The sequence below is a fragment of the Methanohalobium sp. genome, from assembly GCF_018609725.1.
In the GTDB taxonomy this organism is placed as follows: domain Archaea; phylum Halobacteriota; class Methanosarcinia; order Methanosarcinales; family Methanosarcinaceae; genus Methanohalobium.
In genome coordinates this window covers 1-23,861 of record NZ_JAHENT010000072.1, presented here as the reverse complement: position 1 = coordinate 23,861, position 23,861 = coordinate 1, and the positions used below count along the sequence as shown (strand labels likewise).

Annotated in this window: 36 protein-coding genes, 2 tRNA genes and 1 pseudogene; 36 read left to right on the top strand and 3 right to left on the bottom strand. The window is 38.7% G+C overall.

Annotated elements, in window-relative coordinates; genetic code table 11:
- A pseudogene (locus QZ276_RS04550) lies at positions 1 to 646 on the bottom strand (RNA-guided endonuclease InsQ/TnpB family protein); the annotation flags it as partial.
- A 303-nt stretch (positions 647 to 949) separates the two neighbouring features.
- Here QZ276_RS04550 and iorA point away from each other — a divergent pair.
- The 36 genes from iorA (at position 950) to QZ276_RS04370 (ending at position 22,568) form a co-directional block, all read left to right on the top strand.
- Positions 950 to 2,767 (top strand): indolepyruvate ferredoxin oxidoreductase subunit alpha, encoded by a 1,818-nt coding sequence (gene iorA / locus QZ276_RS04545; RefSeq protein WP_292485696.1) that lies wholly within the window; start codon positions 950 to 952, stop codon positions 2,765 to 2,767.
- Positions 2,764 to 3,378: an indolepyruvate oxidoreductase subunit beta gene (locus QZ276_RS04540; protein WP_292485695.1), complete on the top strand. Its 615-nt coding sequence runs from the start codon at positions 2,764 to 2,766 to the stop codon at positions 3,376 to 3,378. Before iorA ends, QZ276_RS04540 begins: the two co-directional genes overlap by 4 nt.
- Before the next feature lie 461 nt (positions 3,379 to 3,839).
- Entirely contained in the window at positions 3,840 to 4,853 is a 1,014-nt protein-coding gene (gene rpl3p / locus QZ276_RS04535) for a 50S ribosomal protein L3 (protein WP_292485693.1), read from the top strand.
- 5 nt (positions 4,854 to 4,858) lie between these two features.
- A complete protein-coding gene (gene rpl4p / locus QZ276_RS04530; RefSeq protein WP_292485690.1) occupies positions 4,859 to 5,620 on the top strand; it encodes a 50S ribosomal protein L4 in 762 nt (253 codons plus the stop codon).
- Positions 5,617 to 5,865: a 50S ribosomal protein L23 gene (locus QZ276_RS04525; protein WP_292485688.1), complete on the top strand. Its 249-nt coding sequence runs from the start codon at positions 5,617 to 5,619 to the stop codon at positions 5,863 to 5,865. The genes rpl4p and QZ276_RS04525 overlap by 4 nt, the downstream gene beginning before the upstream one ends.
- Before the next feature lie 9 nt (positions 5,866 to 5,874).
- A complete protein-coding gene (locus tag QZ276_RS04520) occupies positions 5,875 to 6,588 on the top strand; it encodes a 50S ribosomal protein L2 (protein WP_292485687.1) in 714 nt (237 codons plus the stop codon).
- A gap of 23 nt (positions 6,589 to 6,611) precedes the next feature.
- Positions 6,612 to 7,025: a 30S ribosomal protein S19 gene (locus QZ276_RS04515; RefSeq protein ID WP_292485685.1), complete on the top strand. Its 414-nt coding sequence runs from the start codon at positions 6,612 to 6,614 to the stop codon at positions 7,023 to 7,025.
- Between the two features lie 10 nt (positions 7,026 to 7,035).
- Entirely contained in the window at positions 7,036 to 7,488 is a 453-nt protein-coding gene (locus QZ276_RS04510; RefSeq protein ID WP_292485684.1) for a 50S ribosomal protein L22, read from the top strand.
- 7 nt (positions 7,489 to 7,495) lie between these two features.
- Positions 7,496 to 8,419, top strand: a complete 924-nt coding sequence (locus QZ276_RS04505) for a 30S ribosomal protein S3 (RefSeq protein WP_292485682.1) — start codon at positions 7,496 to 7,498, stop codon at positions 8,417 to 8,419.
- Positions 8,419 to 8,622, top strand: coding sequence for a 50S ribosomal protein L29 (gene rpmC, locus QZ276_RS04500; RefSeq protein WP_013194317.1), 204 nt, complete (start codon positions 8,419 to 8,421; stop codon positions 8,620 to 8,622). Before QZ276_RS04505 ends, rpmC begins: the two co-directional genes overlap by 1 nt.
- A gap of 1 nt (position 8,623) precedes the next feature.
- The gene (gene rnp1 / locus QZ276_RS04495) at positions 8,624 to 8,926 is read left to right on the top strand and encodes a ribonuclease P protein component 1 (protein ID WP_292485679.1); all 303 of its coding nucleotides are present in this window, start codon (positions 8,624 to 8,626) and stop codon (positions 8,924 to 8,926) included.
- Positions 8,927 to 8,936: 10 nt separating this feature from the next.
- The gene (locus tag QZ276_RS04490; protein WP_013194315.1) at positions 8,937 to 9,266 is read left to right on the top strand and encodes a 30S ribosomal protein S17; all 330 of its coding nucleotides are present in this window, start codon (positions 8,937 to 8,939) and stop codon (positions 9,264 to 9,266) included.
- On the top strand, positions 9,263 to 9,661 hold the full coding sequence (locus tag QZ276_RS04485; RefSeq protein ID WP_292485677.1) for a 50S ribosomal protein L14: 399 nt from the start codon (positions 9,263 to 9,265) through the stop codon (positions 9,659 to 9,661). Before QZ276_RS04490 ends, QZ276_RS04485 begins: the two co-directional genes overlap by 4 nt.
- 10 nt (positions 9,662 to 9,671) lie before the next feature.
- Positions 9,672 to 10,028, top strand: a complete 357-nt coding sequence (gene rplX / locus QZ276_RS04480) for a 50S ribosomal protein L24 (protein ID WP_292485676.1) — start codon at positions 9,672 to 9,674, stop codon at positions 10,026 to 10,028.
- Positions 10,029 to 10,042: 14 nt separating this feature from the next.
- On the top strand, positions 10,043 to 10,765 hold the full coding sequence (locus QZ276_RS04475; RefSeq protein WP_292485674.1) for a 30S ribosomal protein S4e: 723 nt from the start codon (positions 10,043 to 10,045) through the stop codon (positions 10,763 to 10,765).
- Positions 10,766 to 10,778: 13 nt separating this feature from the next.
- A complete protein-coding gene (locus QZ276_RS04470) occupies positions 10,779 to 11,276 on the top strand; it encodes a 50S ribosomal protein L5 (RefSeq protein WP_292485701.1) in 498 nt (165 codons plus the stop codon).
- Positions 11,273 to 11,428, top strand: a complete 156-nt coding sequence (locus QZ276_RS04465) for a 30S ribosomal protein S14 (protein WP_292485699.1) — start codon at positions 11,273 to 11,275, stop codon at positions 11,426 to 11,428. The genes QZ276_RS04470 and QZ276_RS04465 overlap by 4 nt, the downstream gene beginning before the upstream one ends.
- Before the next feature lie 11 nt (positions 11,429 to 11,439).
- Positions 11,440 to 11,832, top strand: coding sequence for a 30S ribosomal protein S8 (locus QZ276_RS04460; protein ID WP_292485672.1), 393 nt, complete (start codon positions 11,440 to 11,442; stop codon positions 11,830 to 11,832).
- Positions 11,833 to 11,855: 23 nt separating this feature from the next.
- Positions 11,856 to 12,386, top strand: coding sequence for a 50S ribosomal protein L6 (locus QZ276_RS04455; RefSeq protein ID WP_292485670.1), 531 nt, complete (start codon positions 11,856 to 11,858; stop codon positions 12,384 to 12,386).
- A gap of 14 nt (positions 12,387 to 12,400) precedes the next feature.
- Complete coding sequence (locus QZ276_RS04450; protein ID WP_292485668.1) at positions 12,401 to 12,835, top strand: 50S ribosomal protein L32e; 435 nt, start codon at positions 12,401 to 12,403, stop codon at positions 12,833 to 12,835.
- Positions 12,835 to 13,281, top strand: a complete 447-nt coding sequence (locus tag QZ276_RS04445; protein ID WP_292485666.1) for a 50S ribosomal protein L19e — start codon at positions 12,835 to 12,837, stop codon at positions 13,279 to 13,281. Before QZ276_RS04450 ends, QZ276_RS04445 begins: the two co-directional genes overlap by 1 nt.
- Before the next feature lie 41 nt (positions 13,282 to 13,322).
- Entirely contained in the window at positions 13,323 to 13,844 is a 522-nt protein-coding gene (locus tag QZ276_RS04440) for a 50S ribosomal protein L18 (protein WP_292485664.1), read from the top strand.
- A gap of 9 nt (positions 13,845 to 13,853) precedes the next feature.
- A complete protein-coding gene (locus QZ276_RS04435) occupies positions 13,854 to 14,516 on the top strand; it encodes a 30S ribosomal protein S5 (RefSeq protein WP_013194304.1) in 663 nt (220 codons plus the stop codon).
- Entirely contained in the window at positions 14,488 to 14,949 is a 462-nt protein-coding gene (locus QZ276_RS04430) for a 50S ribosomal protein L30 (protein ID WP_292485661.1), read from the top strand. Before QZ276_RS04435 ends, QZ276_RS04430 begins: the two co-directional genes overlap by 29 nt.
- An 8-nt stretch (positions 14,950 to 14,957) precedes the next feature.
- Positions 14,958 to 15,389 carry an uL15m family ribosomal protein gene (locus QZ276_RS04425; protein ID WP_013194302.1) on the top strand — a complete coding sequence of 144 codons (432 nt, stop codon included), beginning with the start codon at positions 14,958 to 14,960 and terminating at the stop codon, positions 15,387 to 15,389.
- Between the two features lie 61 nt (positions 15,390 to 15,450).
- A complete protein-coding gene (gene secY, locus QZ276_RS04420) occupies positions 15,451 to 16,923 on the top strand; it encodes a preprotein translocase subunit SecY (protein WP_292485657.1) in 1,473 nt (490 codons plus the stop codon).
- A 23-nt stretch (positions 16,924 to 16,946) separates the two neighbouring features.
- Complete coding sequence (locus QZ276_RS04415; RefSeq protein WP_292485655.1) at positions 16,947 to 17,594, top strand: adenylate kinase; 648 nt, start codon at positions 16,947 to 16,949, stop codon at positions 17,592 to 17,594.
- Between the two features lie 35 nt (positions 17,595 to 17,629).
- Positions 17,630 to 18,256 (top strand): DUF106 domain-containing protein, encoded by a 627-nt coding sequence (locus QZ276_RS04410; protein WP_292485653.1) that lies wholly within the window; start codon positions 17,630 to 17,632, stop codon positions 18,254 to 18,256.
- Complete coding sequence (cmk, locus tag QZ276_RS04405) at positions 18,257 to 18,793, top strand: (d)CMP kinase (RefSeq protein WP_292485651.1); 537 nt, start codon at positions 18,257 to 18,259, stop codon at positions 18,791 to 18,793. It begins immediately after the preceding gene.
- Between the two features lie 43 nt (positions 18,794 to 18,836).
- Positions 18,837 to 19,853 (top strand): RNA-guided pseudouridylation complex pseudouridine synthase subunit Cbf5, encoded by a 1,017-nt coding sequence (locus tag QZ276_RS04400; RefSeq protein WP_292485649.1) that lies wholly within the window; start codon positions 18,837 to 18,839, stop codon positions 19,851 to 19,853.
- Between the two features lie 50 nt (positions 19,854 to 19,903).
- Positions 19,904 to 19,987: transfer RNA gene (locus tag QZ276_RS04395), tRNA-Ser, on the top strand.
- A 178-nt stretch (positions 19,988 to 20,165) separates the two neighbouring features.
- Positions 20,166 to 20,615, top strand: coding sequence for a 30S ribosomal protein S13 (locus QZ276_RS04390; RefSeq protein WP_292485648.1), 450 nt, complete (start codon positions 20,166 to 20,168; stop codon positions 20,613 to 20,615).
- Positions 20,616 to 20,648: 33 nt separating this feature from the next.
- Positions 20,649 to 21,203, top strand: a complete 555-nt coding sequence (locus QZ276_RS04385; RefSeq protein WP_292485646.1) for a 30S ribosomal protein S4 — start codon at positions 20,649 to 20,651, stop codon at positions 21,201 to 21,203.
- A gap of 11 nt (positions 21,204 to 21,214) precedes the next feature.
- A complete protein-coding gene (locus tag QZ276_RS04380) occupies positions 21,215 to 21,595 on the top strand; it encodes a 30S ribosomal protein S11 (RefSeq protein ID WP_292485644.1) in 381 nt (126 codons plus the stop codon).
- Positions 21,596 to 21,629: 34 nt separating this feature from the next.
- Positions 21,630 to 22,427 carry a DNA-directed RNA polymerase subunit D gene (locus QZ276_RS04375; RefSeq protein WP_292485642.1) on the top strand — a complete coding sequence of 266 codons (798 nt, stop codon included), beginning with the start codon at positions 21,630 to 21,632 and terminating at the stop codon, positions 22,425 to 22,427.
- A gap of 53 nt (positions 22,428 to 22,480) precedes the next feature.
- Positions 22,481 to 22,568 (top strand) — tRNA-Leu (locus QZ276_RS04370).
- Positions 22,569 to 22,585: 17 nt separating this feature from the next.
- Here QZ276_RS04370 and QZ276_RS04365 read toward each other — a convergent pair.
- A complete protein-coding gene (locus QZ276_RS04365) occupies positions 22,586 to 23,485 on the bottom strand; it encodes an ADP-ribosylglycohydrolase family protein (RefSeq protein ID WP_292485641.1) in 900 nt (299 codons plus the stop codon).
- 196 nt (positions 23,486 to 23,681) lie between these two features.
- A partial coding sequence (locus tag QZ276_RS04360; protein WP_292485638.1) for a zinc ribbon domain-containing protein occupies positions 23,682 to 23,861 on the bottom strand: 180 nt, incomplete at its 5' end.

Genomic DNA, 23,861 nt, shown 5'->3' with positions numbered 1-23,861 from the left:
GATGAAGGCAGTCCCATTGGTATCTACACAGGTTGCGAAATTGTTTACCCCTAAATCAATAGATAGATGTCTTATTGTAGTTTAAATCGACTTTTTCACCTTGATTTCTGTAAACATACTCTATCTCAAACCATTGTCCGTTATACTTTGGGATTATCCGTACTTCTTTTATGTGTTTACCTATTATATTTTCAGGTAACTTGAAGTACAGTTATCTCACACCATGATTGTTGTAGAAATTCTTACCCATAGACAACCTGATGTTGCCATCATCGGTTTTGAAAATATCCTTTGGAAATATACATACAAATTTACCGTCTTTTGGTAGGTATACAGGTGTCTTTATAGGTCGGTTGTAGTTGCCTCTTTTTCTCTCGCCTAGAACCCTGAAAAACGATTTCATATTCCTATCTACTACTTTCATAGTCTGCTGTGCAACCTGTGATGGTAGTAGTTTATAATTCTCGTTATCTTTTACTAGGTGGTAAGCAGATTCATTTTTCAGGTACTTTCCATTTTCAAAATAGTATTGTCTTGTAGTGTACAACGTAAAATTGTACAGGTTTTTAGATAATTTAGTAATCCTTTTCAGGGCTTCATACTTCTGTTTATCCGCTTTGATATGGTTTTTCTGGGTGAGATACATTTTATTATATATTTTTTATAACTAATCTATTTAAATGTTTTTATTGGTTATGAATACTTCTACTGTAAAATAGAGAACATAAGCAAAAAAAACAATTGCAGAATATATACGCAGTTAAGATTGACATACAGATTAGACGGTATTCATCCCTGATGATGAAGACATCGGGGTTTTCTACCTTCAAATTTTATAAACTTTTCATAATATAATCACATCATCCCAAAACCTAAATATAAAATATTGCCGCTTTAGATAAACTAATTAATTTAATAATTATATAATAAAATCAGGAGACCAGTTTAAATGAGCATGCGCGAATATATGCTTGGTAATGTAGCAATTGCTAGGGGTATTATAGAAGGAGGAGGACAGGTTATAACAGGTTATCCCGGAACACCTTCTTCTGAAATAGTAGATACTCTTTCTTCTATTGATGATAGAGATTTTTATGTTGAATGGTCAGTTAATGAAAAAGTAGCAATGGAAGTGGCTGCAGGAGCATCCATGTCTGGTGTAAATTCAGTGGTAACCATGAAACATGTGGGATTAAATGTTGCCGCAGATCCTTTAATGACACTTGCATACATGGGTGTAAAGGGTGGTATGATTGTAATTGTAGCAGATGACCCGGCATGTCATTCGTCCCAAAATGAACAGGATACAAGACGGTATTCTCAGTTTTCTCTTATTCCAGGTCTTGACCCTTCAACTCCTCAGGAAGCAAAAGACATGATACCTTATGCATTTGAATTTTCATCCAAACACGGGATTCCTATAATTTTCAGGTCAACTACAAGAATATCACATGGAAAATCAGATATAGAACTTCAATCTGTCAATAAAGAAAAACCTCAGCCGGATTTTGAAAAATCTGTTGAAAGGTGGGTGATGATACCCAAACACGCCAGAATACGTCATCCACGTTTGCTGGAAATCCAGAAAGATATCAAACAGGAGTTACAGGATTCAGAATGGAATAACCTGAAGATTAATGAAGAATCAAGTTTCGGTGTAATAGCTTCCGGAATTTCTTATGTATATGCCAGAGAAGCACTCGACAGATTGGGTGTTAACGCATCGGTTTTAAAAATCGGTACCTATCCATTACCTGATGATTTAATCCTTGAATTGTTTGATAATGTAGATACTTTATTGGTTGTAGAGGAACTGGAGCCTTTTGTAGAAGAACATGTCAGAGCACTTGCAGAAGACAAAGGGGTAAACGTTAGAATTCTTGGTAAAACCGGTAAAAACGGAGAGTACGTACCTAGAGAAGGAGAACTCAATATTGATAAATGTGAAAAGGCAATTTCTAAAGCGTTTGGTTTGACATATGCTGAACCATCACTCATCTTGGAAAGTGAACTCAAACTGCCCTCTCGTCCACCTGCGATGTGTCCGGGTTGTTCTCACAGGGCATCCTACTATGCCATGAAAAAAGCTTTTGGTTCTGATGCGATATATCCAAATGATATCGGTTGTTATACCTTGGGTGTTCAGGGAGGAACAGTTGATACAACACTGTGCATGGGTGCAAGTATAAGCGTTGCATCAGGTATCTATCAAGCAGGAGAAAAAAGACCTGTGTGCTGTGCCATAGGTGATTCCACATTTTTGCATACCGGTATAAATTCTCTGTTAAATTCTGTTTACAACAAGGCGGACATTACAGTTACAATACTTGACAATCGTGTAACAGCTATGACAGGTCACCAGCCCAATCCGGGAATGGGAAAAACCGCAACCTATGAAGATACACTGGAAGTCTCGTTTGATCAACTCTGCAGAGGTCTTGGTGCTGAGTTTGTGGAAGTCGTTGACCCTTATGATTATGATAGTGCTGTAGATGTTTTTAAACGGGCAAAAGAATTTGAAGGTACATCAGTTGTCATATCACAGCAACAGTGTGTTATAGATGCCAGACGTGCAGGAATTAAACGCAACCCTTACACTATAGATGAAGAAAAATGTACAGGGTGCAAGCAGTGTGTATATTTCGGCTGTCCTGCAATAGAGTTTGATGCATCACTTAAAAAAGCAAGAATTAATTCAATGTGTACTGGGTGTGGAGTATGTGCACAGCTTTGTAAATTCGATGCCATTATGGAGGTTGAAAAATGAATACAAATAATAAACTGGATTTGGTGATAGCAGGTGTAGGAGGTCAGGGAACAATACTGGCATCTGATATTATCGGTAATTCCTCTGTACTTGAAAATTTGCCTGTACGTGCTGCTGAAACTCATGGAATGGCACAGAGAGGGGGTTCAGTAATAAACCATGTTAGAATAGGCACAGACCTTGGCTCAATGATACCCGAGCAGGGTGCTGATGTTCTACTTGCTCTTGAACCTGTGGAAGCAATCAGATATATAAATTATCTATCTGAAAACGGTATAGTAGTTCTAAATACAAAACCAGTATATCCGGTGACAGTGACATCATCTGACCAGTATCCTGATGTCTCAGAGATTATAAATACACTAAAAAAGAAATATGAAGTGTATCCACTGGATGCTTCTGAACTTGCAATTAAAGCCGGCCATCCTCAATCGATGAATGTTGTAATGGTGGGGGCTGTTTCCAGTTATCTCCCAATTGGTAAAAACAGATTGGAAGAATGTATAAAAGATCTGGTGCCGCCAAAAACAGTGGATATAAATTTAAAGGCGTTTGAACTGGGAAAGGAGAATATATCTCGATTGATAGAAACCAGTGCTAAAAAACCGTAAATTATTGTGTTTGATAGAATGTAAATTTTTTAGTTATGCGTAGGTTTTAAATATTACATCGTCTTTTAACAAACGACGTTAGATATCAGTATCGACTTCCCGTCAAATAAAACATTTGTATGAAGTTGATGATATAAGTGTAGAAAAGTCGGTTTACATATGGTGTTCATCAGGCCAATCATAGATGCCTGCTTTTACGCGTAATAGCGTGTAAAAGAACACATGAATGTTCAAACCTTTTGGTGATGAACGCAATTCATTGGGATAGATGACCCAATAATACCAGTGAAGACCATATCCGGTAGAGTTGTCATAGAGGACAGTTGCTGGTTTGGATTTAATACCACTGGATGCTGGGTTGATTCTATTCTACATTTACCGTTAAACGGCTTTTCTATTAAGATATTGAATGGTAAATGCATATTAAATCTATGATTTAAAAGATAATTAGAGGTTAAAAAATGCCAGATGTAGGACGACCAAATAGAGGTTCGCTCGCGTACAGTCCACGTAAAAGAGCGAAGAGTCACATCCCAAAATTTAGATCATGGCCAAACCTTGATGGCAGCCCTAAATTACAGGACTTTGCAGGTTACAAGGTAGGAATGACCCATGTAATAATGATTGACGATACTAAAAATAGTGTTACAGAGGGTGCAGAAATATCAGTACCTGCAACAGTAGTGGAAACACCTGATATAGGTGTTGCATCTATTAGGGCTTACAAGGATTCTGAATATGGTAAAAAACCTGTAGCAGAAGCTTGGGCAACTGACCTTGATTCAGATGTCCTGCGAAAGGTTAAGTCACCTGACAACCATGACACAGAAAAATCACTGGAAAAAATGGAATCCTTGATTGACGATGGCACTGTAAAAGATTTGAGAGTGGTTACTTACACACTTCCTTCTAATCTAACAGGAGTCCCTAAAAAGAAATCAGACATCATGGAAACCGGTGTTAGTGGCAGTGATATGAAAGAAAAATTCGAATACGCAAAATCAATACTTGGTACAAAAATAAGTATTACAGATGTTTTCAATCCCGGTGGAATTGTAGATATAGCAGCCATTACAACCGGAAAAGGTACTCAGGGACCAGTTAAAAGATGGGGCATCCAGATTGCCAAACATAAACACAATCGTGCAGGAAGTGCAAGGCAGGTTGGTACACTCGGTCCATGGCATCCAGCACACATTAGCTGGAGAGTTCCCCAGATGGGGCAGATGGGATATCATCAGCGAACTGAATACAATAAGAGGATTATAAAGGTATCAAATGACGGTTCAGAAATAAACCCTGATGGTGGTTTCCTAGATTACGGACTTGTCAGAGGTAATTATGTACTTATAAAAGGCAGTGTTCCGGGGCCATCAAAAAGGCTTGTGAGATTCAGAGATCCTATAAGGTCAAAAGTATCCAGCACCAAAGAACCGCAAATTGTTCATTTGAATACTCAATCCAAACAGGGGTGAAATAATTGAGTAAAGTAAATGTTATTGACTTATCAGGTAATGTTAAAAATGAAATAAACCTGCCTCAAGTCTTCAATGAATCCCACCGACCAGACCTTATTAAAAAAGCTGTATTGTCATCACAGGCAAACAGATTGCAGTCATATGGTCCATATGCACGTGCAGGGTTGAATACTTCTGCAGTTTCCTGGGGTTCAGGAAGAGGAGTTGGAATGGTTCCAAGGCTTACTAACAGCAGTAGAGCAGCAAGAGTGCCTCAGGCAGTAGGAGGCAGACGTGCACATCCTCCAAAACCAGAAACTGACAGAACTGAGAAGATTAATAAAAAAGAGAAAAAACTTGCAATCCGTTCAGCCATAGCAGCAACAACTAACCCTGAACTGGCAAAAAACCGAGGGCATGTTTTTGATGTAGAACTTCCAGTTGTTGCAGATGATGAACTAGAAAACCTGACAAAAACTAAGGATGTTGTCAATTTCCTTAAGACAGCAGGCCTCTATGATGATGTTCTCCGTGCAAAAGATGGAAGGCATGTAAGAGCTGGTAAAGGCAAATCCAGAGGTAGAAAATACAGACAAAAAAAGAGCGTTCTTATTGTTGTAAGTGATAATAATTCAGTCATAAAAGCTGCAAGAAATTTACCAGGCGTTGAAGTGGCAACCGTCGGTTCATTAAATGCTGAATTACTGGCACCAGGTACACATGCAGGACGTTTGACAGTCTGGACAGAATCAGCAATATCCAGTCTGGAGGGTATGTACAGATGAGTGTGATAGAAAATCCGTTTGTCACTGAAAAAGCAATGATGCTGATGGAAGACAATAAGTTGCAATTCATTGTCGATACCAGAGCTAATAAGCACCAGATCAAGAAAGAACTGGAAGAAATGTATGGGTTTTCAGTGAACAAAGTTCATACAATGACTACTATGAAAGGAACAAAAAAAGCGGTAGTGAAATTTGAAGCTGAAGATGCCGCTCACGAGATCGCAACCAGAATAGGTTTGGTATGAGGCGATATTATGGCAAAAAGGATAATATCTCAAAACAGAGGACGTGGTGGGCCGAATTATCGAGCACCATCTCATAAGTATAAAGCATCATTAAAACACCCAAATATCGGTGAAAATGAAACTTTGTATGGAACAGTTACAGAAATCACTCATGACCCTTCACGTTCAGCACCTATTGCAAGAGTAGAATTTGAAAATGGAGATGAACGTTTGGTTCTGGTACCTGAAGGTATTTCAGTAGGTGAAAAATTAGCCTGCGGGAGTTCTGCAGAAATAAAACCAGGTAACACATTACCATTATCCGATATACCTGAAGGAGTTCCTATCTGTAACGTTGAATCCAAACCAAATGATGGTGGCTGTTTTGGACGCTCATCAGGAACTTATGCAACACTTGTATCCCATGAAAGAGGAAAAGCAATTGTTGAAATGCCTTCTGGAGAATTAAAATGGTTTAATCCAAAGTGCAAGGCAACAATAGGTATTGTAGCAGGTGGAGGTAGAGTTGATAAACCGTTCTTGAAGGCTGGTAAAAAGTATAATAAACTGAAATCCAGTGCTCAAAAATATCCAAGAGTTTCTGGAGTTGCCATGAACTCGGTAGACCATCCATTTGGTGGAGGTAACAGGAAACATCCCGGAAAACCAACCACAGTTGGCAGGAATAGGCCAGCAGGACGTAAAGTAGGTCATATTGCATCACGCAGGACAGGTAAACGTTAATCTATTTTTGAGGAGGCGTATATATGTCTAAAAAATCATCAACAAGAGTTCCAAAACGAAAAGGCGAATTTAAGTTTCGTGGAAAAACTCTTGAAGAATTAAAAGAGCTGACAATAGAGGAATTTGCTGAATTATTGTCATCAAGTCAGCGTCGTAGTATCAGAAGAGGATTTACAGAAAACCAGAAAAAGGTACTCCAGCAGTTTAGAGATGGTAAAGAATCCGTTAGAACACATGACAGAGCTATGGTTATCCTTCCTGAAATGGTTGGAAAAAGCATAGAAGTTTATAACGGTACCAGATTTGTAAAAATAGATATAGCACCTGAAATGCTGGGTCATAGAGTAGGAGAATATGCAATGTCAAGAGGTGTCGTTAAACACGGTAGTGCAGGTGTAGGTGCAACCCGTTCAAGTAAATTTGTACCTCTCAAGTAAGGTGATATAAATGGCACGAACAAATTACTCCAAAGAATTAGACCCTGAAACAAGTGCAAAAGCAATGGGTTCTGAACTTCATATATCACCCAAAACCTCACGCGAATTATCCAGAGAAATTAAAGGAATGAAGACCAGTACTGCAAAACAGTATCTTGAAAATGTGATACAATTTAAACAGGCAGTACCTATGAAAAGTCACAATGACAGTTGTGGACATAGAAAAGGTTCTATGGCTGAAGGGCGTTTTCCTGTAAAAGTAGCACAAGAATTTCTCAAAGTAATCCAAAACGCGGAGAATAACGCAGAATACAAAGGGCTTGAACCAGAAAATATGAAAATAGCACACATCTCCGCCAAAAAGGGCAGAGTAATTCAGGGGATGCGTCCGAGAGCAAGGGGACGTGCAACACCTGAAAACACCGAGACGGTGAACCTTGAAATGATTTTGAGTGAGGTGTAATTAAAGAATGGCAATTGAGAATAAATTCGTCACTGATGGATATGTAAAAGCATCTCTTGATGAATATTTTGCAAAACAGCTTAACAGAGCGGGTTACGGCGGTATGGAAATCAACCGTACACCCATGGGCACCCAGATTACAATATATGCTGAAAAACCAGGTATGGTAATTGGTAAGGGTGGAAAGGTCATCCGGAAATTAACCCGTGATGTGGATAAACTGTATAACATGGACAATCCGCAGATTGATGCTCAGGAAGTAAAAACACCTGAATTAAACGCTCAGATGATGGCAACCCGGCTTGCAGCATCAATTGAACGCGGATGGTACTTTAGAAAAGCTGGACATAACGCAATCAGAGCAATAATGGGTGCTGGTGCTCTTGGCTGTGAAATTATAATGTCTGGTAAACTAACAGGTCCAAGAGCCAGAGTTGAAAAGCTGGTCAGAGGTTATATCAAACACGCAGGCAAACCTGTAGATGATATAGTGGATGAAGGCTTTGCGACTGCTGTTAAAAAGCTTGGTACTATCGGATGCAAGGTAAGGATTATACATCCTGATGCAGTATTACCTGATACATTCAAACTGGAAGAAGTTGAACCAGAAGAAATGGAAGAAGAATTTGAGGTTGTAGAGGAAGAAAGTGAAGAATCAGGTATCCAGGAACTGGTTGAAGAAGAAACAACTGGTGAAGTTGCTGAAGCTGAGTCCGAAACAGAAGAAGTTGCAGAATCATCAGAAGAGACAAGTGTTGAATCAGAACCAGAGTCTGAAACAGGAGATGTTACAGAATCAGAAGTATCAGAAGTAGAAAATTCTCAGTATGAATGGGAAGAACGAAGAGAAGTAAATGGTGTCTGGCAACATAAACATGAGGGTCACAATTACTGGCATCCAATGGCAAGAATTCACAGGGAGGACAAATAATGGCAATTCTTCGTAATAATGAAATTAGGAATATGAGTCCTCAGGAAAGAAAAGATGAAATAGAAAAATTTCAGACTGAACTTTCCAATGAAAAGGCTCTGACATCTGCAGGAGGATCGCCAGAAAACCCTGGAAGAATTGGTGAACTTAAAAGAACCGTTGCACGGATAAAGACAATTCAGCGTGAATTCAAGGAGATCTAAATTGGAGAGAACCCCTTCAAATTTGGTATACCATGAATTGATAGGGCTGCCCGTTGATGTGGTGGAATCCACAAATCCATTACTGGATAACATAAACGGTGTAGTTCAGGATGAAACAAAAAACACGTTGATAATAGTAACAGATAATAACAATAAAATGGTTCCAAAGGCAAACGCAAATTTTGTCTTCAAAGTTCTGGTGGAATCTGGAGACAAATATTTGGTAAAACATGTGAAAGTTAATGGGAAATTATTGCTCTCACAGCCTGAAAGCCGAACCAAGAACATAAAAAAAATGCATTGAGGTAATATTCATGACCAAGGATATTGGATTGGATGTACAATCACCATCTAAAGAATGTGATGATACGAACTGTCCTTTTCATGGTAATTTATCCGTACGAGGACAGGTCCTTGTAGGAACTGTGATAAGTGATGACAGAGATAAAACAGTCACTATTCAGCGAAACTATGAAAGGCTTATTAAAAAATACCAAAGATATGAAAAACGACACTCAAAGATTTCTGCACATAATCCACCCTGCATTGATGCAAAGGAGGGTGATGTAGTAAAAATCGCAGAATGTCGTCCACTGAGTAAAACCAAATCTTTTGTAGTAGTTGAAGCGGGTGAACAACAATGAGAGCCAGAAGATCAAAAATTCCAAGATCTTTGAATACTGGTGCAAATTTAAATTGTGTGGATAATACTGGTGCGAAAGTAGTGGAAATCATTTCTGTGAAAAATTACAGGGGTGTCAAAAGCAGACATCCAAAAGCAGGAATCGGAGATATGTGTGTAGTATCTGTGAAAAAGGGTACTCCTGAAATGAGAAAGCAGATATTGTATGCAGTAATTGTTCGACAAAAGAAGGAATATAGACGGCCAGATGGCCTTCATGTATCATTCGAGGACAATGCAGTAGTAATCACAGATATATCAGGATTTCCAAAAGGAACCGATATCAAAGGGCCGATTGCAAGAGAAGCGGCAGAACGGTTCCCCAAAGTTGGAACAACAGCATCTATGATAGTCTGAGGTGTAATCAATGTCATCAAAACAACCAAGGAAACAAATAAAATCTCGCTACAATGCACCCTTGCATAAGAAGCAAAATTTCATGGCAGCACCGCTTTCAAAAGAATTACGTGAAAAATACGGAACCAGAAGTGTAAGTGTTATTGTAGGAGATACTGTAAAGGTCCTTAGAGGTGACCACGCTACTACTACAGGTAAAGTGGAAAATGTCTCGTTAAAGGATGGAGTAATTTATATTGAAGGTGTTACAGTTCCAAAAGCAGATGGAACAGAAATGGCAAGACCTTTAGACCCTTCAAATGTTATGATTACATCTCTTAACATGGAAGATGAAAATAGAAAGACAGTTATCAGTAAAAGAAGATAAAATAAGGTGGTTATGTGGGAAAACATCAAAAAAGGATTTCTATCCCGAATAGTTGGAGGGTAGCAAAGAAATCTAACAAATGGGTAACAACTACAAGCCCTGGACCCCACCATAAAGAACAGAGCATGCCAATTTCGGTAATACTCAGGGACATGTTGGGTCTTGTAGATAATCGCTCAGAAGCAAAGAGAGTACTATCACAGGGTAAGATTCTGGTAGACGGAAAACCAAAAAAAGATTTAAAATTCCCTGTAGGGCTTTTCGATATTATTACCATCCCTGAAATGAATGAATCATATCGGTTGTTAATTAATCAGAAAAGCAAATTAATCCTTCAAAAACTTGAAGAAAGCGACACAAATAAGCTGTGTAAAATTAATGATAAAACAATGGTAAAATCTGGAGCTATACAGCTTAACCTTAGTGATGGTACAAACTTGATAGGTTCAAATGATTATAAAGCTAAGGATTCAATCATTATAACAGTACCTGATAAAAACATTGTAAATCATCTGGAATACAAAGAAGGAAACCTTGCGATGATTGTAGGTGGAAAACATACCGGAGAAATAGGTACTATCAAAACCATTACAAAGACAAGGAGTTCTGAAGATAATACAGTTGAAATATCAGGACAAAATTATGATTTTGAGACTATTGAAGATTATGTAGTGGTTATTGGTGAAGACAAGCCTGAGATAAATTTGGGCGAATTAGGTGGTGAAACAAATGAGTGATTCTGACAATCCGATGAGGACTCCTAAAATTGATAAAGTAGTTGTTCATATGGGTGTTGGAGAAAGTGGCCAGACACTGGTAAACGCCGAGCAAATTTTACAAACAATTACTGGGCAAACCGGTGTAAGGACATACGCAAAAAGAACTCAACCAGCGTTTGGTATAAGAAAACGTGAGCCAATCGGATGCAAGGTAACTCTTCGTGGAAAAAATGCACAGGAATTTTTGGAAACATCCCTCAGCATCGCTGAAAATAGATTAGATGAATCACAATTTGATGAATCAGGAAATGTTGCGTTCGGAATCGACGAGCACACTGATTTTCCGGGTATGAAGTATGATCCAAACATAGGTATTTTTGGCATGGATATAATGGTCGTTGTGACACGTCCCGGTTACAGGATAAAAGACAGAAAAGTTGAAAGTCGAAAAATTCCGGGTTCACATAAAATAACAAAAGAAGATTCAATAGAATTCTTTAAAGATAAATACTCGGTGGAGGTGGTATAACGGTCAAGACTACGAAAAGTTTTGGAAGAGGAGCCAGCCAGTGTAAAAGATGTGGCAGAAAACAGTCTCTGGTACGTAAATATGGAATATACATGTGCAGGCATTGTTTCAGAGAAATGGCACATGATATGGGATTTGAAAAATATACCTGAGGAGGAGAAATATGGTATTATTGGATCCACTTGCTAATGCATTATCAACCATAAAAAACGCAGAAAATGTAGGTAAAGAATCCTGTACAATTCAACCTGCGTCTAAATTGATAGGTAATGTTTTGAGTGTAATGAAAGATTATGGATACATAGGTGAATTTGAACTGGTCGAAGATGGTAAAGCTGGAATATATAACGTAAAATTAGCAGGAAGAATCAATAATTGTGGGGCTATTAAACCACGTTATTCTGTAAGTACAGTTAATTTTGAAGGTTGGGAAAAACAGTTTTTACCCGGTAAAAATTTTGGAGCATTGATTCTTACAACTTCAAAGGGTGTCAAGTCCCAATATGAAGCACGTGATGAAAATGTTGGTGGCCAGCTCCTTGCTTATGTATATTAATTTGATGACATGGAGTGATGAATATGGCAAAAGAACTCAGGACGACGGTATCAATTCCTGAAGATATCACAGTATCATTAGATGGGAAATATCTAACTGTAACAGGTCCAAAGGGCATGAATAAAAAATTTATGTGGTATCCAGGTGTGGCTATAACTCCTACAGATTCTGAAGTAACCATTGAAGCATTGTCTACAAGAAGGGACAAAAAAGCAATAATTGGTACTTTCGCTGCTCATCTACGCAATATGATGACAGGAGTAACTGAAGGTTTTGAATATAAAATGAAAGTAGTTTATTCTCACTTTCCAATGCAGCTTAAAGTTGATGGAAACAAGTTTACGATTTCCAATTTCTTGGGTGAGAAAAAACCACGTGTAGCAGATATTATTGGAGATACTTCTGTTGAGGTAAATGGTGATGAGATAATAATTACCGGTATTAACAAAGAAGATGTAGGTCAAACTGCAGCAAATATTGAACAGACAACCAAAATCAACAGGTTTGACCCGCGTATATTCCAAGATGGAATCTACATCGTGGAGAAGGCATAACGTAGGTGGTCTGAATGGCAAAAGATAACGAATCTAATGTATCTGAACTTGAAATGGATGAAGAATCCAAACGATTGTTTAATATTAGGAAGGTACAAAAAAGCAAAAAACCTTCTTTTAACCGGGTGGACTCCCATCGGCTTAAACGGATGCCATCCAGTTGGAGAAGGCCTAAAGGAGTTAACAGTAAACTTCGCAAAGGGATAAAAGCAAAAGGTTCTCTTGTAAAAGTGGGATATGGAAGTCCAGAAGCAGTAAAGGGACTCCATCCATCAGGTTACACTGAAATTCTTGTATACAATGTTAAAGATGTAGAAAACATATCCAATCCGTCTTCTGAAGCTATAAGGATTGGAAGAACAGTAGGCGCTAAAAAGAGAACCATGATTGAAGAAAAAGCAGCAGAACTTGGTATCAAAGTTCTTAACCCATCAAGAGGTGAAGAATAATGGCTGATGTATCCAACCAGAAAAAACTTGCTGCCAAGATTCTGGGTTGTGGTGTTAACAGGGTATGGGTAAACCCTGAAGCTTCTGATGATGTAGCAGCTGCTATCACAAGAGAAGACATCCGTGAGCAGATAGAAAACGGTAACATTAAGGCACAACCTATTAAAGGTGTAAGTAGAAGCCGTGCAAGAGAAAGAGATGCTAAAAGAAAATACGGGCATCGTAAGGGCCACGGTTCAAGGAAAGGTAAGAAGGGAGCAAGAAAACCTGAAAAGGAACAATGGATGAAAAAGATCAGAGCACTTCGAAAACGTCTCAAAGAATTACGTGATGATGGAACTTTGGATAGGTCTACATACTGTAAACTTTATCGTCAGGCAAAAGGTGGACAATTCCGTAGTACTGCACATCTTGAAGCTCATTTAGGGGTCGAAAGAACTCGTTAATTGTTAAATCATCTGTAAATTATTAGTAAAGGAGGTATATAATGGCAACAGGACCCCGATATAATGTCCCATTCAGAAGAAGAAGAGAAGGACGCACAGATTATCATCAACGACTAAGGCTACTTTTATCCGATGAAGACCGAGTTGTTGTCAGAAAAAGTTTAAACAATATACAGATACAGCTTATAACACCTGAATCTGATGGCGATGATGTATTATTATCCGCAACTTCAACCGAATTGAAAAAATACGGTTACGAAGAATCAACTGGTAATATTACAGCAGCATACCTGACAGGGCTACTGTTTGGTCTTAAAGCCCTTGATGAAGGGTACGAAACAGGTGTGCTGGATATTGGACTTCATTCATCATCATCAGGATCTCGTATATATGCAAGTTTGAAAGGAATTGTTGATGCAGGAATGGATGTACCGCATAACCCCTCTATATTCCCGTCTGAAGAACGTATAAGAGGAGAACATGTGGCAGAATATATGGATAAATCCAATCTCCCTGAACAGTTCGATGCAACACAAGAAAAAATTTATTCTGAATTCAGTTAAGGTGATTAAATGGATAATGAAAATGATGAGTGGGTTCCACAGACTAAACTTGGAAAAATGGTCCAGGACGGGCAGATATCAACCATGGATGAAGCAATTGATTCAGGTTTGCCCATAAGGGAAGCAAAAATTGTAGATACTCTTTTGACTGATCTTGATGATGAAGTTTTGGACATTAATATGGTACAAAGGATGACCGACTCAGGTCGTCGTGTGAAATTCAGAGCTACAGTTATAGTTGGTAATGGCAATGGTTATGTTGGATTTGGACAGGCTAAAGATGGTCAGGTAGGTCCAGCCATCAGAAAAGCCATCGATACTGCAAAGATTAATGTTACCCGTATAAACCGTGGTTGCGGTTCATGGGAATGTGGTTGCGGTCTCTCACATACAGTACCCACAGAAGTAGAAGGTAAAGCAGGCAGTGTAAAAGTTGTCCTCAAACCAGCTCCAAGAGGGCTTGGATTGGCTGCAGGAGACACTGCTGTAAAAGTTCTGGAAAAGGCAGGCATTAAAGATGTTTGGACCAGAACAGAGGGTAAGACCCGTACAACTTTGAATTTTGCAAAAGCAACATACAATGCACTTACCCGGACTAGTACTATTAAGTATCCTTTAAATTATGAAGAATCGGAGGTTTTAGATGTACGCAGTGGTCAGATTGAGGGGTAATGTGGATGTAATGTACACCATCGAAGATACCCTAAAAATGCTTCGTTTAAACAAGGTGAACCATTGTGTAGTTCTGGATGAGAATCCGAGTAATCTTGGAATGGTTCAGAAAGTTAAAGATTACGTTGCTTATGGAACCATTAATTCAGATACACTAACACAATTGCTGGAAAAACGCGGAACACTTGAAGGTGGAGCACAGCTTACCGATGAGTATATTGCAGAAAATACAGAGTATGATTCAATTGCCTCTTTTGCAGAAGCAGTATGCAACAATGAAGCAACATTAAATGATGTACCCAAGCTTAAACCTGTACTTAGGTTGCATCCACCAAGAAAAGGACATCGTGGTATTAAAAAGACCGCACAGCAAAGAGGCGAACTTGGAAACCATGGAGAAAATATCAATGCATTATTGCATAAAATGAGGTAAGTGATACTATGGTCAAAACAAAAACAAAAAAGTACAGGGGTACACGTACCTGTGGAGGAGGCACCAGTAAAAACCGACGTGGTGCTGGAAATCGCGGTGGACGCGGTAATTCAGGTACACGTAAACATAATGTCACAAGGTCAATGAAACGTGGACAGACATTTGGTAAATATGGGTTTGAAGTACCTAAAAAGAACATATACAAAGAATCAATTGTAAATGTTGGAGAACTTGATGAACTCATAGAGCAACTTGTTGATGATGGAATTGCAGAAGAAAAAGATGGTGCATACCATATAGACCTTAATAGTCTTGACATTAACAAAGTGCTTGGTGCAGGAAAAGTTACAAAAAGTCTGGTAGTGACTGCACGTAACTTTTCCAACGCTGCAAAAGATAAAATTGAAAAATCCAATGGTACCTGTATAGAATCAGAATAACCATATAAGTGGAACAAACTAAGTTGTAGAACTTACTAATAATTTTAAAGGGTGTAATTAAATGAGTCTCAGGGAGAGTTTGGAGCCGATTTTCAGCAGGTTACCGGCGGTATCAAGTCCAGAAGGGCACGTCCACTTTAAAACTAAATTAATGTGGACATTGGGTATATTGATGCTATATTTCATTTTGACAAATGTGCCCTTGTTTGGTCTGTCAGCAGAATCAATTGACCTGTTCGAATCATATAGAGCGTTCTTTGCCGGTGCATCTGGTTCGTTAATGATGCTTGGAATAGGACCTATTGTAACAGCATCCATTGTACTTCAATTACTTGTGGGTGCGGATGTAGTCAAACTTGATCTTTCCGATCCAAATGATCAGGCACTTTTTCAGGGTGCACAAAAGTTCCTGGTAATTATAATGATAATTCTTCAAACATTGCCTCAAATGTTTGGGGGATTCATTCAGCCAAGTGAGTCAGTAGCTGCCGCACTTGGAGTAGGTACAGGAGTTATGAGTGCAATCCTGTTTGTTCAGATATTTATCGGCGGTATACTGATTCTTTTCATGGATGAAATTATATCCAAATGGGGTATAGGTTCAGGTGTCGGATTATTTATTGTTGCAGGTGTATCTCAGCAGATAGTTACAGGAATTATTAATTGGGTTCCTGGTGAAGATGGATTGCCTGTAGGGATAATTCCAAAATGGATTTATATTATTCAGAATTTTGGTTCGGAAGCAATATCTGTTGACCCGATGTTTCTATTACTGAATGCGGGTATCTTGGCACTTATAACCACTGTTATAATTTTCCTTCTTGTTGTGTATGTGGAAAGTACCCGAATTGAAATTCCACTGGCTCACAGTTCAGTAAAAGGGGCTAGAGGACGTTACCCTGTAAAACTTATTTACGCATCAGTTCTCCCAATGATTCTTGTTAGAGCATTACAGGCAAACCTTCAACTGATAGGTTTGGTGTTACACAGGAGTGGACTTGGATTTCTGGGTGAATATAGTGGTTCCACTCCAATAAGTGGTTTCATGTATTATCTGTCTCCAATAAGAAGTCCACAAGATTGGATACCATCGCTTGTAAGAGAAGCCTATACACAATATCCAGTAGCACCACCTGCAACCTGGCAGATAGGGCTGCATGTCCTTGTGGATGCTATCATGCTGATTGGTGGAGGAATAATCTTTGCGATATTCTGGATAGAAACAACAGGAATGGGTCCAAAACCAACTGCTAAAAAGATATTCAATTCAGGTATGCAGATACCCGGTTTCAGAAGAAACATCGGAAGTATTGAAAAAGTAATGGAGCGTTATATACCAAAAGTAACGGTTATTGGTGGAGCATTTATTGGTTTCCTTACACTGGTTGCAAGCCTTCTTGGGACAATCGGTGGAGCATCAGGTACAGGACTTTTGCTAACTGTAAGTATTGTTTATAGATTGTATGAAGATATTGCATCTGAACAGATGATGGAGATGCATCCGATGATGAGATCGTTCTTTGGTAAAGAATGATAAAATAAAGGGGTGATTGGTTTATGAATATAGTACTCTTTGGACCGCCTGGTGCCGGTAAAGGCACCCAGGCTAAAGAACTTTCTGAATTTTATAATATACCCCATATATCAACTGGTGATATATTAAGGGAAAATGTTAAAAATGAAACAGAGCTTGGTAGTAAAGCAAAGGAATACATGGATAAAGGTGAACTGGTTCCTGATGAAGTTTTGATAGGTATCATTAAAAATCGTCTGGTAGAACCTGATTGTGAAAACGGATATATTCTTGATGGTTATCCACGAACTGTTAATCAGGCAGATGCACTTGAGGATATACTCAATAAACTGGAAAAACCCCTGGAAGTTGTTTTAAATATAGAGGTACCAGAGGGAGAACTGATAACCCGTCTTAGCGGACGACGGATTTGCAGTAACTGTGGTGCTAATTATCATCTTAAGTTCAGTCCACCTGAAAATGATGGAATCTGTGATGTATGTGGTGGTAAGCTTTACCAGCGTGATGATGACAAAGAAGAGGTCATAAAACAAAGACTTGATACCTATAATAATCAGACAGCACCTTTAATCGACTACTATAAAAGAAAGGATATATTGGTAAATATTGATGGTACCGGTAATGTTGAAGACGTTTTTGAAGAAATACGTGGTGTACTTGATAATCTGTAAATATTCTATAAACAAAAACTTAGGTGAGGATTGCTTTGGCACAGGAGTCGTCTAATTTAAAAAAGAACCTTGATTATTTCCTGTTGGCTATAGGTATTTCACTTATGGTAGGGGTCATTGCTATAGGCAGTGACTTCAGACAGACATTGGGTGAAATAGTAGGCACTTTGATGAATCCTCTGGTAATGCTAGTAGGGCAGGAAAATTTCCATATAGTGCTGTTTGTGATGGCGGCAATAACCGCACTCTATGCTTCACTTATACAAAAATATACTATTGACTGGGAACTGATGAGGAAAACTCAGGAGCGTATGAAAGCTTTCCAAAAAGAGTTTAGAGAAGCACAGCTGTCCCAAAACAACTATAAGATTAAACAGCTCGAAGAACAGCGTTCTGAAATGATGGGCGACCAGATGGAAATGTCAAAGCAACAATTCAAACCAATGGCTTACATTAGTATCATTTCTCTTCCGTTGTTTATGTGGGCTTATTACTATATTAGTGGTCATACAGGCGCTTCAATGGTATTCCCTTTTATTGGTGAAATGGAACTTGTAAATACTGTAATAGGTCCAATTCAGTTCTGGATATTGTGGTATTTCATCACATCCCTTGCAGTCAGTCAGTTAATAAGGAAAGCCTTAAACATTGGTGGAGCTTAAATGTTGCTGACAATCAGTGGTTTGCCTGGTAGCGGAACAACTACTGTGTCAAAGCTATTGTCAAAATATTATGATGTTGATTTGATTTCTGCAGGCGAAGTATTTCGAAAACTGGCAGATGAATATGGGATGACACTTGAGGAGTTCGGTAATTTTGCAGAATCCGATCCCTCAATTGATCTTGAAATTGATCGACGCCAACAAAAGATAGCTAGTGAGAAAAACAATTGCATACTTGAAGGCAGACTTGCAGGATACATGGCTGAAACTGATAATGTGCTTAAAATCTGGTTAAAAGCTCCACTTGATGTACGTGTTGAAAGGTTGATAGAACGCGAAGGTGGAAGTTTTGACGAAATTTTTGAATCAACCAAGAAGCGTGAAGCATCAGAAAATGCCAGATACTGGGAAATACATGGGATTGACCTTACAGACATGTCCATTTACGATTTAGTGGTTGACACCAGTAGATGGAATCAAACCCAGATAAAAGATATACTTAGGCTCTCAATTGATATTCTCGGTGGTTTCTCCTAAATAATTTATTATTAAATAATCCTAAACAGTTGTTAGATTTAACATGGATTTGCATATAGATACAAAATCTGAAATTGAAATTGAACGTGGACATGTTCAAAAATCAAAATTTAAACCATTTACAAATCCAACCTATGGTTGCCCGCCTGAAAACCGTCCTATGTATGATCACATCAATATGGGAGTTGTAAATCTTGACAAACCCAAGGGTCCAACAAGCCATGAAATTACTTCTTGGGTCAAGAATATTTTATATATAAACAAGGCCGGTCATTCTGGTTCGCTTGATCCTAAAGTAACTGGTGCATTGCCTATAATGTTGCAGAAGGCAACAAAAGCTATAGGTACTCTCAGGCTTTCAAATAAGGAATATGTATGTTTGATGCAATTACATGATACTGTAACAGCAGATGAAATCATTCGGGTTTGTAAGGAATTTGAAAGTTCAATATTTCAAAAACCTCCCATAAAGTCTGCAGTCAAACGTAAATTAAGGATAAGAACTATATATTATCTGAATATACTGGAAATAAAAGGTTCTTCTGTGTTATTAAAAGTTGGATGTGAAGCAGGAACTTATCTTCGTAAATTATGTACTGATATAGGTGAAGCTATTGGTTGTGGTGCCCATATGCAAGAACTTAGAAGAACAAAGACAGGTCCTTTCTGCGAAAATAATATGGCCACTTTGCATGATTTAAAAGATGCCTATGTGTTCTGGAAAGAATATGGTACTGAGTCAGAATTAAGAAAATTTATACAACCTGTGGAAGTTGCTCTTACTCATCTTCCAAGTATTATTATAAGAGACAGTGCTGTGGATGCAATTTGCAGGGGTGCTTCACTTGCAATACCGGGTATTGTGAGTCTGGACGCGAATATATGTAATGGGGACACTGTATGCCTGTTTACTCAAAAAGGTGAAATTGTGGCTCTTTGTAAAGCCAGTATGGATACTGATGAAATTCTGGAAACTGAAAATGGTTTAGCAGCTGTTACCGAAAATGTAATAATGAATTCAGGCACTTATCCCAAAATCTGGAAATCTGGAATAAGTTAAAAACAAAAACATTATATATGGTAATACAAATCATAATTAACCCGAAAAAAGCCGAGGTAGTCTAGTGGAAAGGCGCGAGCCTGGAAAGCTCGTGGGGCGTTAGCCCCTCGGGAGTTCGAATCTCCCCCTCGGCGCTTTAATTTCCAGCGCGGGAATTAATTTTATATACTAATAATTCTATCTTACGCTGCTATAGTGCAGTTTCAAACTAATACTTGATAGATAAGCCTTATTGGCTGTGTCGAAACTTTTTAAAAAGTTTCGGGGCTACGGGATGTATTATTGATTTTGCATCCTTAAGGAGGATATTAAATGGCAAATGAAGAAATGAAACATCTTGTTCGTGTAATGAATACTGATTTACCTGGTGATCAGCCAGTTAGATTGGCATTGACCGGAATAAAGGGTATAGGTAGGCGAACAGCAAACATAGTTGTTGAAGGATCAGGTATTGACCCTGATACAAAAATAGGGTATCTTTCTGATGAAGAAATTGATACACTTAATTCTACAATCAACAATTTTGAATCCCATCTACCGTCATGGATGCTTAACAGGCAGAAAGACCCATATTCAGGAGAAAATAAACATCTGTTAGGCCAGGACATCTTCATGTCACTCAGAGAAGATGTTAACACACTCAAAAAGACCCGTGCATATCGAGGTGTAAGGCTCGAAAGAGGATTAAAGGTAAGAGGTCAGAGAACCAAATCAACAGGAAGAGGCGGTTCAACAATCGGTGTTAGCAAAAAGAAGAGCTGATTTTTAAATCAATATGACTGAAGGTGATTATTTATGGCATATCCTGGTAAAAAGCGGAAAAGTTTCGACACTCCCAAGCATCCATGGCAGTCTGCCAGAATGGTGAGTGAAGTTGAATTAATCAAAAAATACGGACTTAGGAATAAGAAAGAAGTCTGGAAAGCACAAAGCACTCTGAGGAAATACAGAGAAGAAGCACAGGAACTTCTTGCAGAATCAGCAGAATCTGAACTAACAGGTCATTTAAGAAAAGAAGCAGATCAGATTCTTGGGAAACTTAAAAGACATGGAATCCTTAAAGAAGATGCTGATATTGATGATATTCTTGCCCTTTCAACAGATGCAATCTTGGAAAGAAGATTACAGACACAGGTTCACAAACTTGGGCTTGCAAGAACACTTCTACAGGCACGACAATTTATAACCCATGGCCATATTGCGGTAAATGGAAGAAAAGTAACAGTACCCAGTAAATTGATTACAAAAGATGAGGAAATGACAATAGATTATTATGGTGGGTCTCCAATATCAACAGAATCTCATCCTGAAAGGCCTGACCAGATTGCATCATCTATTGCAGAAGAATAAGGAGGATAAGTATGGCACAAGATATATGGGGTGTTGCACACATAAAATCATCTTTCAATAATACCATTATAACTGTAACTGACCTTACTGGTGCAGAAACACTTGCCAAGTCTTCTGGTGGGATGGTTACAAAAGCAGCAAGAGATGAAAGTTCTCCCTACACCGCCATGCAGATGGCACGTCAGGTAGCAGATATGTTAAAAGACAAAGGTGTACAGGGTGTTCATATAAAAGTAAGAGCACCGGGTGGTAATAAACACCGAAGCCCTGGACCAGGAGCACAGGCTGCAATCAGGGCATTTGCAAGAGCAGGTATAAGAATTGGTAGAATTGAGGATGTCACACCAGTGCCGCATGATGGAACACGTCCTGAAGGCGGTAGAAGAGTATAAAGTAAAACTTAATTGAAAAAAGGGATATCAACTTATGACTATGAAAGTGGACATGCTTGAATTATCCGAAAGGTCAGCAAGGTTTGTACTTTCAAATACAACACCTGCCTTTGCAAACAGTATCCGTCGAGCGATGTTGGCGGATGTACCCACTTTTGCAATAGATGACTTAAACATCTATAACAACACATCAGTTCTCTATGATGAGCAACTTGGACTTCGCTTGGCGTTAATACCTATTGCAACTGAAAATATAGATGACTATACAACCCAGGATGAATGCACCTGTGAAGAGGGCTGCCCTTCATGTGAAGTATCCATAACATTGAGTGCAGAAGGTCCAAAAATGGTTTATTCCGGGGACCTTATTTCATCAGACCCGAGTATACAGCCAGCGGATACTAATATACCTATTATAGAGCTAAAGGAAGACCAGAGAGTAGTACTTGAAGCACTTGCTCATAAAGGACTGGGTAAGGACAACGCAAAATGGCAAGCAGGTGTAGCATGTGGCTATAAGAACCTGCCATTAATTCGGGTCAATAATTGTGACAAATGCGGATTATGTGTAAGCGAATGTCCTAAGGGAATAATTTATCTCGATGAAGAAGGTGCAAAAGTATCTGAGGAAAACCTGGTGGATTGTATTCTGTGTAAATTGTGTGAAGAAGCCTGTGAAATAGATGCGATTTCAGTAAAAGAGGATGAATCATCCTTTTTATTCACAGTTGAATCAGATGGTTCCTACTCTTCACAGCAGTTAATTATAAATGCAGGGAATACAATCAAAACTAAAGCTACTGAAATGCAAGAGATATTGAATAATTTATAAACATTTAAATATAAATAGGAGAATGTCATTCTCCTATACCATACATCCCATGTGCGGGGGTTGCCGAGCCCGGCCAAAGGCGCTAGGTTGAGGGCCTAGTTCCGTAGGGATACGCGAGTTCGAATCTCGTCCCCCGCACCAAATACCTATTTTTAATATTAACAATCAATATGCATGAGTTTATCTGCATAGGATTCTATTAACTCATTTTGGACAAGTTTATCGAGCCAGGATGCCGGTATATTCTTTTTACCGTAATAAGCACCTGCAATTTGTCCATATACCGCTCCAACTGTATCAGCATCGTCACCAAGGTTTACAGCCTTAAGACACCCTTCTTTAAATGATGAACTCTTATAGAATGCCCAGAGTGCGGCTTCCAGAGTTTTTGGAGTGTATAATTCAGATTTGATTTCTGGAGGCTCTTTATTTTTGAACGACCCTTTTGCAATTTCATTGATGGGATTACAGAGCGGTTTTTTGTCCCAGTATCCTCTAATTGGTGTATAAAAATTAGAAAGTAATTCTTCTTTTGGAAAATTGTTTACAGCGCCCACAATCAATGCACCCATGTATCTACAAGCATCTACTGCAATTGTTGAATTATGGGTGGTTTTGGAGCTTTCACCTGACCAATCAATTGCGGTTTCTGGTTTGTCAGCAAATGTAAGAGGTACAGGAGCAATTCTCATCAATGAACCATTGGTAACAGAGTTTTCATTTCTTTCTCTTATAGGCTCAAGTGAGATTTCAAATTCTTGAAGGCTTTTTGTTGTAGTAGGACCGATGTTAAAACTCTGATTTCTACTACTTAGGTATCCTGTTTTAAACCATTTAAGATAGCGTTCAAGTTGGTCTATAGGGTCAAACCTTTTTCTCACTATAAGACTTTCTGCAAGGCATAAAGCCTGTGATGTGTCATCAGTCCATTCACCAGGTTCCACCATATCGTTGATGGGTTCAAAACTATGAGGAGGTTTAGATTCCAATGGTGCTCCAAGTGCATCTCCAACTGCAAGTCCCAGTAAAGAGCCCCTATATCGTTCAATCAAATCCATATTTTACTCTGGATTATTTAATGTTATTAGTGATATTAAGGGTATTGGATTTTTGATTTTGTATTGGTGAGTGAACTACTCCACCTAAAAAGGCGGAGATTCCTACGAGTACCTGTATCATCCTGGTAATGATTGAGAATCATCCCAATCGACAGGCCTGTCGTCGCAAATTATCAGCGAACCGCTGATAGCCCGTTCACAGGGCATTCTGGCGTAAATACCTCTCCATTATCATTACTGCACTATTTTTGTCTCTATCGATGGATAACCCACAATAGGGACAGTTATAGGTTCTCTCGTATAACGGCATTTTTTGCCGGTAGCCACAATTACAGCAGTCCTGAGAGGTATAGGATTCATCAATTTCTATTATCCT

Excerpts from the sequence above, each read along its gene's own strand:
- iorA (WP_292485696.1), top strand. The coding sequence starts at position 950 with ATGAGCATGCGCGAATATATGCTTGGTAATGTAGCAATTGCTAGGGGT.
- QZ276_RS04540 (WP_292485695.1), top strand. The coding sequence starts at position 2,764 with ATGAATACAAATAATAAACTGGATTTGGTGATAGCAGGTGTAGGAGGT.
- rpl3p (WP_292485693.1), top strand. The coding sequence starts at position 3,840 with ATGCCAGATGTAGGACGACCAAATAGAGGTTCGCTCGCGTACAGTCCA.
- QZ276_RS04525 (WP_292485688.1), top strand. The coding sequence starts at position 5,617 with ATGAGTGTGATAGAAAATCCGTTTGTCACTGAAAAAGCAATGATGCTG.
- QZ276_RS04520 (WP_292485687.1), top strand. The coding sequence starts at position 5,875 with ATGGCAAAAAGGATAATATCTCAAAACAGAGGACGTGGTGGGCCGAAT.
- QZ276_RS04515 (WP_292485685.1), top strand. The coding sequence starts at position 6,612 with ATGTCTAAAAAATCATCAACAAGAGTTCCAAAACGAAAAGGCGAATTT.
- QZ276_RS04510 (WP_292485684.1), top strand. The coding sequence starts at position 7,036 with ATGGCACGAACAAATTACTCCAAAGAATTAGACCCTGAAACAAGTGCA.
- QZ276_RS04505 (WP_292485682.1), top strand. The coding sequence starts at position 7,496 with ATGGCAATTGAGAATAAATTCGTCACTGATGGATATGTAAAAGCATCT.
- rpmC (WP_013194317.1), top strand. The coding sequence starts at position 8,419 with ATGGCAATTCTTCGTAATAATGAAATTAGGAATATGAGTCCTCAGGAA.
- QZ276_RS04490 (WP_013194315.1), top strand. The coding sequence starts at position 8,937 with ATGACCAAGGATATTGGATTGGATGTACAATCACCATCTAAAGAATGT.
- QZ276_RS04485 (WP_292485677.1), top strand. The coding sequence starts at position 9,263 with ATGAGAGCCAGAAGATCAAAAATTCCAAGATCTTTGAATACTGGTGCA.
- rplX (WP_292485676.1), top strand. The coding sequence starts at position 9,672 with ATGTCATCAAAACAACCAAGGAAACAAATAAAATCTCGCTACAATGCA.
- QZ276_RS04470 (WP_292485701.1), top strand. The coding sequence starts at position 10,779 with ATGAGGACTCCTAAAATTGATAAAGTAGTTGTTCATATGGGTGTTGGA.
- QZ276_RS04460 (WP_292485672.1), top strand. The coding sequence starts at position 11,440 with ATGGTATTATTGGATCCACTTGCTAATGCATTATCAACCATAAAAAAC.
- QZ276_RS04455 (WP_292485670.1), top strand. The coding sequence starts at position 11,856 with ATGGCAAAAGAACTCAGGACGACGGTATCAATTCCTGAAGATATCACA.
- QZ276_RS04450 (WP_292485668.1), top strand. The coding sequence starts at position 12,401 with ATGGCAAAAGATAACGAATCTAATGTATCTGAACTTGAAATGGATGAA.
- QZ276_RS04445 (WP_292485666.1), top strand. The coding sequence starts at position 12,835 with ATGGCTGATGTATCCAACCAGAAAAAACTTGCTGCCAAGATTCTGGGT.
- QZ276_RS04440 (WP_292485664.1), top strand. The coding sequence starts at position 13,323 with ATGGCAACAGGACCCCGATATAATGTCCCATTCAGAAGAAGAAGAGAA.
- QZ276_RS04435 (WP_013194304.1), top strand. The coding sequence starts at position 13,854 with ATGGATAATGAAAATGATGAGTGGGTTCCACAGACTAAACTTGGAAAA.
- QZ276_RS04430 (WP_292485661.1), top strand. The coding sequence starts at position 14,488 with ATGTACGCAGTGGTCAGATTGAGGGGTAATGTGGATGTAATGTACACC.
- QZ276_RS04425 (WP_013194302.1), top strand. The coding sequence starts at position 14,958 with ATGGTCAAAACAAAAACAAAAAAGTACAGGGGTACACGTACCTGTGGA.
- secY (WP_292485657.1), top strand. The coding sequence starts at position 15,451 with ATGAGTCTCAGGGAGAGTTTGGAGCCGATTTTCAGCAGGTTACCGGCG.
- QZ276_RS04415 (WP_292485655.1), top strand. The coding sequence starts at position 16,947 with ATGAATATAGTACTCTTTGGACCGCCTGGTGCCGGTAAAGGCACCCAG.
- cmk (WP_292485651.1), top strand. The coding sequence starts at position 18,257 with ATGTTGCTGACAATCAGTGGTTTGCCTGGTAGCGGAACAACTACTGTG.
- QZ276_RS04400 (WP_292485649.1), top strand. The coding sequence starts at position 18,837 with ATGGATTTGCATATAGATACAAAATCTGAAATTGAAATTGAACGTGGA.
- QZ276_RS04390 (WP_292485648.1), top strand. The coding sequence starts at position 20,166 with ATGGCAAATGAAGAAATGAAACATCTTGTTCGTGTAATGAATACTGAT.
- QZ276_RS04385 (WP_292485646.1), top strand. The coding sequence starts at position 20,649 with ATGGCATATCCTGGTAAAAAGCGGAAAAGTTTCGACACTCCCAAGCAT.
- QZ276_RS04380 (WP_292485644.1), top strand. The coding sequence starts at position 21,215 with ATGGCACAAGATATATGGGGTGTTGCACACATAAAATCATCTTTCAAT.
- QZ276_RS04375 (WP_292485642.1), top strand. The coding sequence starts at position 21,630 with ATGACTATGAAAGTGGACATGCTTGAATTATCCGAAAGGTCAGCAAGG.
- QZ276_RS04365 (WP_292485641.1), bottom strand. The coding sequence starts at position 23,485 with ATGGATTTGATTGAACGATATAGGGGCTCTTTACTGGGACTTGCAGTT.